Here is a 10,965-nt window from a genome sequence, read left to right on the forward strand (position 1 = left end):
GCAGCGTGGCCGTGAGCGCGCCGTAGCCCGACCACGTCGACGTACAGGAGATCGTGTTGGTCTGCACGCCGGCGTTCACGGGGAAGCTACCCTGCGTCTTGATCGCGCCATTCGAATCGGCAATCGACCACACCACGGTATCCGCGTTCGGCGCGTTCGTCGTGATCGCGAGCTTGAACGGCGTGTTGTTCTGAAATACGCGCAGGCCGTCGCTCGTCGGCGTGTCGGCCGTGATCAGGCCGTTCGGCGTGCCGCCCGCCTGTTGCGTTGCCGTGCCGCACGAAAGCGTCGAGCTGCCCGACGGCGACGGCGACGGAGCGGGTGCCGGGGCGGGCGTAGGCGTAGGAGTCGGAGTGGGCGTCGGAGTCGGTGCGGGTGCCGGTGCGGGTGCCGGTGCAGGTGCAGGTGCCGGAGCGGGCGCAGGTGCCGGAGCGGGCGCAGGAGCCGGTGCCGGCGACGGGGTGGCCGCGACAGCGCGCACCCAGCACGCCTTGTCATAGCCGACTGCAGGGTCCGTCTGCGAAACTGCGCCGACATAGCAGCCGACGCCGTTGCTAAAAGTACGCGGAGCCGTCAGCATCGCCGATGGCGAGTTAGGCGGCACGGCCCCGAACACGACTGCGCCCGTTCCGAGGAACGAGCAGTTGGCGTTTTCCTGTCCGCACAGCGTGTATTGCTGGCCTGCGACGGTGATCGTCGTGGTCTGAGCCTGCACGTGTTCCGCACCGAACGAGGCCAACACGGTTGCCGACGCAACCCCCAGTAGTTTCCAATATCTCATCATTGTCCGTATGTTTCGCTGAAAAGCAGTTGTCCCCGAAGGTCCAGCAAGATCGATCGGAGTCGTCCCGCCTTGGCGTTATCGAATAGAAGGAGAAGTGAAACGGAGAACACACCGCCTGCGTTCATTGCCTGAGCCGCTTCTTCTTGCGTCGGTTGTGTCTTCACGCATTTGCACGAACACGCACTGCACACAAACCCGCAAACTTGCACCCGTTACAGCTTTTGTTGCGCACTTCGTTACGACGAAGTTCATGGTCCGTCGTCCGTTCTGTGACAGGAAAATATCCAGCGATGCCGTTTTTCAGAAAATTTAGGATCACTGATTGACACGCAAAGTACTTCGCGTTTCTTTGGGCAACACAATGCCATCGCCAAACCTCATCGGTTCAACGACACTCGACACAATCCTGCAAATTGAACAGCCAAGATCCATGCGTCGGTTTCTCGCAAACGAGAACCGGGCAGGAATTGACAACCGGACTTCAAGAACTTCAGGAACCGCCTCTTCGCCGCTGTTCACGGCAAAGTGATGCCTGGCTATGCGCCACGCCCTCTCCAGCAATTATTACCCTGTGGATGGCGGCTTAATGCTTGATCCGGTATTAATTACAGAAAATTTTTTGGGCAGACGAATTATAAACGTTTCATCCTTGAAACGTGAACCGCGCAAATGCAGAAAAGGACTAATCTCAATAGCGCGGGGAGAAATCGGCCCGGTATTTTCTTGATCGGCGGAAGCTGGGGGCGATCTGCCTACGAAGGCCCGATAAAAGGTAAATCTATGATCGATCTGGATATTTTTTTGCAACGGGCGTTTTTATAATATTAATACGAATATCCCTTCAGTGTCTTTCCAAGTGTAATTATTTAATAAATCCGATAGATCACTTCGAAATACGCGACATTATTTTACTTCAGCCATTTACGTAAATAGGCAGGAATTTCCATTAGCGCATTTCATTCGTTTCGTCCGCGCCTCGCAATCAATTCAAACAAGGCGAACATGCCGGTAGGAACGCTCCTCGCACACTTCGCATTCCAGAAGAATTGATTCGGCTGTGACACGCCCGAATGTCTACAGAACGAATCTGCCCGGTGTCACGAACCGCTATCCCAGTGCCTCTTGCCGATCGATCTGAGTATCGAGTATCCGCGGGCAGTCAGATGCAGATGCGCATGACCCGATCCGAGCTTTTCCAGCGAAACCAACTGGCGCTCGTACAACGCGTGCAAATCGTCACGGTCCAGATCGTCCGGATATCGCGTCGTGCCGATCAACATGAGCGCCGCGATCTCGTGTGGACTGAGCATGATTGTCTCCATCGGCTTGATGTCTGTTCAGCGCCTGCACATCGTGTGTGCGGCAGGTCACGTTTCAAGAATAGAATCTCGCCACAGCTTGTCGACGCGCACTTTGTCGCATGCAAAGTTCTTCGTATTCCCCGTAATACCTGCCCTCGCATTGCTGGCATACACTGTCGTATCCCCGCCCGCGCAAACGCCTCGCCGCCTCCAGTTCATTCAGTCATGCCTCACCAACAACGCCGTCGTTTCATTGTCGCGAGCGCGCTTGCCGCCATAGGTACCGTCGTTCCCAAACCATCAAAAGCCGCGAACAGCAATGGCACGATCGCCCTTGCGCTGAAGTCGATTGCCGACCCGTTCACGTCGTCGATGATCGACGCAGCCCGCGCATTCCAGAAGCACTCCCCTTACCCATTCGAACTCGTCGTGCAGGGCACTGCGACGGAAACTGATGTCGACGGCCAGATACGTATGGTCGAGAACCTGATCGCGCAACGCGTCAGCGCCATCGTGCTGGCGCCGATCCATTCGAAAGCGTTGATCCCCGTCGTGAACGAGAGCATCAGGCGCGGCATCATCACGCTGACCATTGACAATCCTCTCGATCCGGAAGCATCGAACGCCGACGGCATGCGCATCCCTTTCGTCGGCCCGGACAACCTTCGCGGAGCGAAACTGATCGGCAACTATCTCGCGCAAAAGCTGCATGGCGGCGACCACGTCGGGATTGTCGAAGGCGTGCCGTCGGACCGCAACGCGCAACAACGCACGACGGGATTCATGGACGAGATGAAGGCTGCGCATGTCGAAATCGTTGCCGTCGAAGCGGGCGACTGGGAATACGCGAAAGGCAAGCGAGCCGCTGCTGCGATACTCGCGCGCAAGCCGGAGATACGCGCGCTGCTGTGCGGCAACGACAATATGGCGATGGGTGCAGTCGACGCGGTTCGCGACGCGCGCAAGACAGGCAGCGTATTGATCACCGGCTACAACAACAGCAACGCGATCAAGCCGCTGCTGAGGAACGGCAGCGTGCTTGCGACCGTCGACCAGTTCGCCGCAAAGCAGGCGGTGTATGGCATCGACGTCGCGTTGCAGGCGTTGCTGCAACAGCGCAGGCAGGAGGACTTGTCCGCATACATAGAAACACCCGTGGCTCTGGTTACGCGCGGCAACGCCTGAATCACGCCGACGCAATCGGGCACGGCGACCGAAATCATCGCAACGCTGTTCGTGTATAAAGAGAGCAATCCAAAGCAAACGGAGCCGCCATGCCCGACACGCCAACCCAGGATTCGAAACCGTCTGCCGAAGCCTTGCGCGCTTCGATCCCGCCACGCGCAAAGCCGTGGATCATCGGTGGCGGCATCGCCCTCTTGCTTGTGATCGTGTTCTCGATCCTCAGGCCTTCGGGAGAAAAGCGCGACCTGCGCGAGCTAACCGATCTCGGATTCTCGATCGACACGTGCATCGACGGTAATCGTTCATCTGCCATTCCCACGTCCGAATGCGTTGCGTTACGAGCGAGGCCCGCACTGACCACATCACAGCTTGCGACAGCGCTGCCGCACCTGAAGGGACTCGATCGCAGGCTCGACCTGAATCTTGCCGGCACCCAGGTCGACAGCATCGATTCATTGAACGGACTCGATGCGCTCGAATCGCTCGATCTGACGGGCACCTCCGTATGGCGCATCGATGCGCTAAAGGGGATGCATTCGTTGAAACGGCTCGTGCTTCACCGAACGGAAGTTGAGAACATTGATGCGCTAAAGGAATTAACGGGATTGCAATCGCTCAGTCTGTGGGATACACGGGTTGCGAATCTCGACGCGTTGAAGAATCTCACCAATCTCCAACTGCTCGATCTGCGAGACACGCAGGTTCGCGATCTCGATCCGCTCGAAGACTTGCCTCATCTGGAAACCCTGAAGCTGGGCGGTGCGAGAAACGTCCGCGACATCGATCCGCTCAGCCAGTTGACCACCTTGAAGACGCTCGATCTCAACGAGACCCAGGTCGACAGTATCGGTGCGTTGAAGAAGCTGCGCGATCTGCAAGCGCTCTATCTCGCGAACACGCCGGTGCGCAACATCGACGCGTTGAAGGGAACGCCGTCGCTGAAAACGCTGGTGCTCGACGGCTCCAGGGTCGAGAACATCGATGCGACGCGCGGACTGACCCAGTTGGAAACGCTCGTTCTTGCACGCACTCAAGTCACCCGCATCGATGCGCTCAAGGATCTAAAGAAGCTGCAAAGGCTTAACCTTGCGGATACAACGATCGACAATATCGACGCGCTCGGAGGTTTGAAAGAGCTTCAATCGCTGAATCTCTTCCGCACGCGGGTTCGCAACATCGACGCGTTGAAAGGCATGACCAGTCTGCGAGAACTGTATCTCGCGAACACGCCCGTCGATGAAGTCGACGTGCTAAAAGGCCTGACCGGTTTGCGCGAAGTCGTGCTCTACGGCACCCGCGCACGAAACGTCGACGAGATCAAATCGGCGCTGCCGAAGACCCGCGTCGTCTGGTGATCGTTCCGTCAGCGCTCGACGTCGAAACGTTCGACGTCGAAGCGCCCGGCGCCTGTTCCCTCATTACATACTCTTTACATCCCGCGACGGCCGCTTCTCGCAGACGTCCGCGCACGCATGTGCCCCCATCCGCTTTCCCTTGATGCGCCTTACGCGCAGGCCTTGGGACGCGCATTCGAACGCCGGCGATACAGGGGAAATCCCCAATACGAACATCGTCCTATGACAAAAGGAAATATATCTGGCGACGTTACCTTAGATCACATCAGCGACCCGACGGGCCGCAGCTAAGCGAGGAAGCCAATGCGTTACGCGCAACCCTGGAATGCCACTCCCGCCGCTCCGTCCTTCCGGGACGAAGCCGATCAACGTGAACGCGCAACCGACGCGTCAAACCTGCTGAAACGTGCCATCACCGCCGCAGCGCTCGGCAATGCAACCGAGTGGTTCGATTACGGCATCTATGCGTATGGCCTCGCCTATATTTCGGCGGCTCTCTTTCCCGGCAACGCCGCAAGCGCGACTCTGTTCGCTCTCGGCACGTTTGCCATTTCGTTTCTGATCCGTCCGCTCGGCGGCCTCTTCTGGGGTCCGCTCGGCGACCGACTGGGACGCAAGCGCGTGCTCGCGCTGACCGTTCTGTTGATGTCCGGCGCGACGCTGCTCGTCGGCGTGATTCCGTCTTATTCGTCGATCGGTTGGCTCGCGCCCGCTGCGCTGATCGTGCTGAGAATGCTGCAAGGCTTCTCGACGGGCGGCGAATATGGCGGCGCCGCGACGTTCATGGCCGAATACGCACCCGACGATCGACGCGGCTTTTGCGGCAGCTTCCTCGAGTTCGCGACGCTGGCCGGCTTCTCGCTCGGCGCGCTGCTGATGCTCGGCTGTTCGCTCGTGCTCGGCGATCAGGCGATGCACTCATGGGGCTGGCGTCTGCCGTTCCTCGTGGCCGCGCCGCTCGGCCTCGTCGGCTGCTATCTGCGTTCGCGCCTCGAAGAAACACCCGTGTTCCGCGAAATGGAAGAGAAGGCGCACAATAAGAACGAGCAGGCCGTTCCACTGAAAACGCTCTTCGTTCAATACAGCAAGCCGCTGTTCCTGCTCGGCGGGCTCGTCGTCGCGCTCAACGTCGTGAACTACGTGCTGCTCGCGTATATGCCGACGTTCATGCACAAGCAGTTGGGCGTCAGCGAGAACATGTCGTTGCTGATCCCCCTGATCGGCATGCTCACGATGATGGCCTTTCTTCCCTTTGCGGGTTCGCTGTCCGACCGATTCGGACGCAAGACGATGTGGTGGTTCTCGCTCGTCGGCCTGTTCGTCGCAGCCGTGCCGATGTTCACGCTGATGACGCACGGCGTTGCAGGCGCGCTGATCGGCTTCGCGGTGCTGGGCCTTCTGTACGTGCCGCAGCTCGCAACCATCTCCGCGATGTTCCCGGCGATGTTCCCGACTCAAGTCCGCTATGCGGGCATGGCCATCGCCTACAACCTGTCGACGTCGATCTTCGGCGGCACCGCGCCGATCATCAGCGACTGGCTCGTGGACAAGACGGGCAGCGCGCTCGTCCCCGCTTACTACATGATGGGCGCATGTGTGGTCGGTGCGATCGCGTTGCTGTTCGTGATCGAGACGAAGGGCTGCTCGCTGCGCGGCCAGACGTTGCCGGGAAACAAGCGCTGATGTCACGCACGTGATGCACGAAGTCGAACGACGGGCGCAGCAGCGCCCGTTTTTCATTTGCACGCGCGGTTATCGGTGGATCGCTATCGACGATGCGCTGAAACGGCAGACGCCAACGCTACCGCCTGCTCACGCGCAGCCTGTCTCGCCGCGTGATCCACTTCTGCGCCGAACAGCGTCTTCTCGACGACGATCGATTCGATGTCGGTAACGCCGACGAAACGCAGCCACGCTTCCACATACGGCCGCTGAAAATCGAACGACTCGGCGGACGTGTTCGACTGCTTCGAATAGTCGAGCCCTCTCGCATAGATCACGGCCGCCTTCTAGTCTTTCAGCAATCCGCCGAAGCCTCGCTCGTCGAACGAGAACAGAATGCCCCGCTGCGACACGACATCGATGAAATGCTTCAGCTTGTATGGGATCGAAAAATTCCACAGCGGCACGGAGAAGAGCAGCGTATCGGCCGCATGCAGGCGCTGCGCAAGCTGACGGATATCCGCCCATGCCCGCGCCTGAGCGTCGCTGAGCGGCGTGCCGCTCAGGTCCGCATACTTCGCATCGAGCGCATCGCCGTCGAATTCCGGCAATGCCGTCGACCGCAGATCGAGCACGTCGATCCGATGATCGGGATGCGCGTCGCGCCAGGCGTCCAGATACGCACGCGCAACGTCGAGCGACGCAGACCGCGTCTTGCGCGGCAACGATTCGATATGCAGCAAGGTCGGCATCGGAGGGCTCTCCTGTGTCCTGCGCATTGACCGGCCTTCACCACAACATATTTCGCGACAAAATATAAACGAAAGTATTATTGGCCTATTCAGTCTGGATCGCACTGAATCGGAGAAGCGCCGATGTTCGATACCGTCCTGCTGCGCTCATTCGTGGCCGTCGTTCAGGAAGGCAGCTTCACGCATGCCGCCACTCGACTCAACCTCACGCAATCGGCTGTCAGCGCGCATCTGCGCCGCCTCGAAAAGCAGGTCGGCCGCGATCTGCTTTCGCGCACGACGCGCTCCGTCACGCTCACGGCGGACGGCGAGCTGCTGTTGGGCTACGCGCGCGCGATCCTCGCGCTCAATCAGGATGCGCAGGCGCAGCTATTTCGCGGACCGAGCGAGGGCGCGATCCGTGTTGGACTGTCCGAAGATCTCGCCAACGTCAGGCTGATGAACGTGATGCAGACCTTTGCGGTGCGCTATCCGCGCATCACGTTCAGCGCGAGGGTCGGCATCCCGGCCGAACTGCTTCACGCGATGGACCAGCGCGAACTCGATGTCGTGATCGGCGGACGCTGTGCGGATGCGCGTCCCGGACGCATCCTGTGGCGCGAGCCGCTCGTGTGGGCCGGCGCGCAATGGGCATCGCTGACGCCTCGCGCGCCCGTGCCGCTCGCGCTGTTCCCGCAGCCGTGCCCGTATCGCGAGGCCGCATTGGCCGCGCTCGCTCGCGCGGGCCTCGATCATCGGATCGCGCTGGTCTGTTCGAGCGGTTCCGGTTTGCTGGCCGCCGCGCAGGCCGGCTTTGCCGTAACGCCGATCCCGCATACGCAGCTCGTGCACGGCTTGCACGTCGTCGCGCCGGATGCGGGCCTGCCCGCGCTGCCCGATGTCGAGTTCACGCTGTTCGCTGCGGCGGGACCCTCCGCGCCTGTCGCCGACGAACTGGGCAATGCGATCGTGCTCGCATTCGCGCACAAAGGCGAAGCGCCATTCGCGCAAGGCACGCGCCTTGCGCCCGACAGCGGACAACCATGAGGAGAATGACGTTGCCACGTTCACCGCTCGACAACACCACACCCGGCAAGAAGCGATTCTCGATGATTCGCGAGTTTCATCTCGCCGACTGGTTCACGCTCGGCAATGCGATCTGCGGCACAGGTGCGCTGTTTTCGATGATGAGCTACATCGGCAGCGCCGACGTCATGCACATCTATTTCGCGTGCGCGCTGGTGTTCGCCGCACTCGTTTTCGACGTGCTCGACGGACGCATCGCGCGCTGGCGTCAGACGTCTTCGCTGCTCGGCAAGGAACTCGATTCGCTTGCCGATGTGATTTCATTCGGCGTCGCGCCTGCCGTGATCGGCTATGGATGCGGCATGCGCGGTCTTTACGACCGCTTTCTGCTCGCGTATTTCGTTGCATGCGGCGTGTCGCGGCTTGCGCGCTACAACGTGACAGCCGATGCGATGTCGGGCGGCACCGGCAAAGTCACGCACTTCGAAGGCACGCCTATTCCGACATCGTTCGCCATCGTTCTGCTGCTCACCGTCGCTGCATGGCAAGAAGCGCTCGGCGCGCAATTGTGGCTAGGCGAATGGCGTATCGCGGGGCACGTGCTGCATCCGTTGACGCTTGTCTTTGGCATCTCGGGATCGCTGATGATCAGCCGGATCCGGATTCCAAAGCCCTAAACGCGTCGGTTCATCAATGATGCGAGAACAACGACGTGCTCGTCGTTGCTTTCGACGGCGCACCCGATTGCGAGAAGTTCAACGGCATCGTCCCGTACGCTTCCGTTGACTCGCGCGCGACACCCGTCTGCGCCGCCGCGTAGTCGGGGTAGTGCACTTTCGATTGATGCAGCGTGCCGTCCTTCCCGGCCTGAACGATCTGCGCCTGAACATCGCTGCGCGTGGTCGGGTCCTGGGTGGACTGCGCGGACTGCGCATACGACATCGCAGGAATAGCCAGCGCGGCGACAATCAAAGAAACGGTGACTGAAGCTTTCATCACGCTCTCCTTTTGAGCTTGCGAATCTGAAACAGGGCAATCAGCCCGGCAACCATCGCTTCGTCATTCAAAGGACATATGGCGCCTGGGTCTTTCGTGCCGTTCCAGTTCAGATTAGGGCGCTTAACTTAAAACTGCCTTAGCCGCGCCATCGAATTGCGTTCGATCCACTGCATGTCGAAGCGGTGAATGACTCGCGTGATTGATTGTCGTCATGCGACGCTGACCAAAAACTGACCAGTCGATGACAATTCTGTCATCTGCCGGACAAACGTTGCTGGTGCAACTGCGCAAGCGCGCTTGTTTCCCCGCGCGGGGAGTGCGAAGAGGCGGATTTTCGAACAGCCGTGGAGTGAACGTGCGCTAGCCGTTCGAGACCCGATAGGTGCCTCTGCCCGCCTGCTTGGCGTTGTACAGCGCCTCGTCCGCGCGCCGGATCAGGCCGTCGACTGACTCGTCGTTGGCCGCGAGCGCAATGCCGATGCTGGTGCCGATGCTGATCGCTTCGCCCGTCGACAGGTGATAAGGCATCGCAATCTCGCGGATCACACGTTGCGCGAGTGCGACGATGGAAGGCAGCGTCGCGTAGTCCGCGATGATTGCGAATTCGTCACCGCCCAGGCGCGCGACCAGTTCGCCTGGGCGCAGGGTGCGTGTCAGGCGCAATGCGACCGTCTCCAGCACTTCGTCTCCTGCGCAATGACCGAGCCGGTCGTTGACCTGCTTGAAGCCGTCGAGATCGAGATACATCATCGCGATGGCGGCCTCTTTGCGCTTCGGCGCAGAGGCAAGAATGCGCCCCAGCCGATCGCGCAGTTCACGCCGGTTCGGCAAGCCGGTGAGCGAATCGTGCCGCGCAAGATGCAGGATTTGCGCTTCGCTCTCGCGCCGTTTCGTGACGTCCTCGATGATGATGACGGCGCTGCCGTCGGGCACCGGGTTGCGGGTCATTTCGAGCTGGCGGCCGTCACGCAGCTCGAGATCGAGCGGGCGGCCTTCGTCGGAAAGCCATGTGGCGCATCGTTCGACCAGTTGCTTGCGCAGCGTCTCGCCGAACTGCGCGAGCCCCACCTGGCCGATGAACTCGGGCAGCGGCACATTGAGCTTAAGCGTCTCGACGGTCGCGCCAAAAAGCTCCGCCGTCCGGCGATTCGCGATGATGACCTTGCCGTTGGAATCGATCGTGCACAGGCCGTGCGGCATGTGGGCCAGCGCGGCATCGAAGCGGGCCGCCAGCTCAGCGTGGCGCTGCTCGGCCGTCATCAGCGCGACCAGGCCCTCGTAGTGGCGCCCGACCACCGACACCATCGCGCCGATATACGCGACGAGAGGTGGGAGCAGAATCCACAGGCCGCTCTTCGCCGCGAAAAGCGCGCCGACGCCGATCGGAATCGCGCCGAGGCAGATCTGCGCGATCGCGAGCCGCGGCAGTGCGGCGTTTCGTGAAGCGATCCCGCCGAGGATGCCTGCCGTCACCATGATGGCCAGCAACGCAAGCTGCCTGTCCGCCGACATCACGCACGCCATCGTGCCCAGACCGAACACGAGGCACGCGACGAGGCCGACGGGCGCATAGCGCGTCGCCCACGCCGCAGGATGCACGACGCCTGCGCGGCTGCGCACCAGATACAGACGCACGATGCCGAGGCGTGTGAGCAGCAGGCCGATATCGGCGACGAGCCATGCCGCCGTCCATGGCTCGCGCAGACGGACGAACGCGACCAGCGCGACGAACGCGCTCGCGATGCCGGAGAGGAACAGAGGCCGGACGTTATCGAACAGCGTCGACAGCAACGACGCGCGGATCGACGGGCTGATGATGCACTTTCCATGTGCTGGCGTCGCCAGGAACGGATCGAACAGGGAAGGTCTCTCTGACATGGGTGGGGCCGTGGCCAAGAATGTCGAACTCCGGCTCATGGCAG

Annotated in this window: 8 protein-coding genes and 2 pseudogenes; 5 read left to right on the top strand and 5 right to left on the bottom strand. The window is 60.7% G+C overall.

Annotation, left to right across the window (positions count from 1 at the left end; translation table 11 throughout):
* Both GCT13_RS25680 and GCT13_RS25685 read right to left on the bottom strand, forming a co-directional pair.
* A pseudogene (locus tag GCT13_RS25680) lies at nt 1–784 on the bottom strand (hypothetical protein); the annotation flags it as partial.
* Nucleotides 785–1,881: 1,097 nt separating this feature from the next.
* Complete coding sequence (locus GCT13_RS25685) at nt 1,882–2,094, bottom strand: hypothetical protein (RefSeq protein ID WP_152762900.1); 213 nt, start codon at nt 2,092–2,094, stop codon at nt 1,882–1,884.
* 216 nt (nt 2,095–2,310) lie between these two features.
* On the opposite strand from GCT13_RS25685, the gene GCT13_RS25690 reads away from it, so the two are divergent.
* From GCT13_RS25690 to GCT13_RS25700, 3 genes are all read left to right on the top strand, one after another.
* Nucleotides 2,311–3,270, top strand: a complete 960-nt coding sequence (locus tag GCT13_RS25690; protein ID WP_152762902.1) for a substrate-binding domain-containing protein — start codon at nt 2,311–2,313, stop codon at nt 3,268–3,270.
* Nucleotides 3,271–3,359: 89 nt separating this feature from the next.
* On the top strand, nt 3,360–4,625 hold the full coding sequence (locus GCT13_RS25695; protein ID WP_152762904.1) for a leucine-rich repeat domain-containing protein: 1,266 nt from the start codon (nt 3,360–3,362) through the stop codon (nt 4,623–4,625).
* A 303-nt stretch (nt 4,626–4,928) separates the two neighbouring features.
* A complete protein-coding gene (locus GCT13_RS25700; RefSeq protein ID WP_152762906.1) occupies nt 4,929–6,308 on the top strand; it encodes an MFS transporter in 1,380 nt (459 codons plus the stop codon).
* An 83-nt stretch (nt 6,309–6,391) separates the two neighbouring features.
* Here GCT13_RS25700 and GCT13_RS25705 read toward each other — a convergent pair.
* Nucleotides 6,392–7,039 (bottom strand): annotated as a pseudogene (locus GCT13_RS25705) (FMN-dependent NADH-azoreductase).
* A gap of 123 nt (nt 7,040–7,162) precedes the next feature.
* Here GCT13_RS25705 and GCT13_RS25710 point away from each other — a divergent pair.
* A complete protein-coding gene (locus GCT13_RS25710; RefSeq protein ID WP_152762908.1) occupies nt 7,163–8,065 on the top strand; it encodes a LysR family transcriptional regulator in 903 nt (300 codons plus the stop codon).
* Nucleotides 8,066–8,127: 62 nt separating this feature from the next.
* Entirely contained in the window at nt 8,128–8,721 is a 594-nt protein-coding gene (locus GCT13_RS25715) for a CDP-alcohol phosphatidyltransferase family protein (protein ID WP_173819623.1), read from the top strand.
* Between the two features lie 13 nt (nt 8,722–8,734).
* Here the strand turns inward: GCT13_RS25715 and GCT13_RS25720 are convergent, their stop codons facing one another.
* Both GCT13_RS25720 and GCT13_RS25725 read right to left on the bottom strand, forming a co-directional pair.
* Nucleotides 8,735–9,040, bottom strand: coding sequence for a DUF4148 domain-containing protein (locus tag GCT13_RS25720; RefSeq protein ID WP_152762912.1), 306 nt, complete (start codon nt 9,038–9,040; stop codon nt 8,735–8,737).
* A gap of 363 nt (nt 9,041–9,403) precedes the next feature.
* On the bottom strand, nt 9,404–10,921 hold the full coding sequence (locus GCT13_RS25725; RefSeq protein WP_193727762.1) for a sensor domain-containing diguanylate cyclase: 1,518 nt from the start codon (nt 10,919–10,921) through the stop codon (nt 9,404–9,406).
* Nucleotides 10,922–10,965: the final 44 nt, after the last annotated feature.

This window comes from Paraburkholderia franconis (assembly GCF_009362735.1).
Taxonomy (GTDB): Bacteria; Pseudomonadota; Gammaproteobacteria; order Burkholderiales; family Burkholderiaceae; genus Paraburkholderia; species Paraburkholderia franconis.

Coding starts and splice junctions, on each gene's coding strand:
- GCT13_RS25715 (WP_173819623.1), top strand. CDS start 8,128: ATGATTCGCGAGTTTCATCTCGCCGACTGGTTCACGCTCGGCAATGCG.
- GCT13_RS25700 (WP_152762906.1), top strand. CDS start 4,929: ATGCGTTACGCGCAACCCTGGAATGCCACTCCCGCCGCTCCGTCCTTC.
- GCT13_RS25695 (WP_152762904.1), top strand. CDS start 3,360: ATGCCCGACACGCCAACCCAGGATTCGAAACCGTCTGCCGAAGCCTTG.
- GCT13_RS25685 (WP_152762900.1), bottom strand. CDS start 2,094: ATGCTCAGTCCACACGAGATCGCGGCGCTCATGTTGATCGGCACGACG.
- GCT13_RS25725 (WP_193727762.1), bottom strand. CDS start 10,921: ATGTCAGAGAGACCTTCCCTGTTCGATCCGTTCCTGGCGACGCCAGCA.
- GCT13_RS25690 (WP_152762902.1), top strand. CDS start 2,311: ATGCCTCACCAACAACGCCGTCGTTTCATTGTCGCGAGCGCGCTTGCC.
- GCT13_RS25720 (WP_152762912.1), bottom strand. CDS start 9,040: ATGAAAGCTTCAGTCACCGTTTCTTTGATTGTCGCCGCGCTGGCTATT.
- GCT13_RS25710 (WP_152762908.1), top strand. CDS start 7,163: ATGTTCGATACCGTCCTGCTGCGCTCATTCGTGGCCGTCGTTCAGGAA.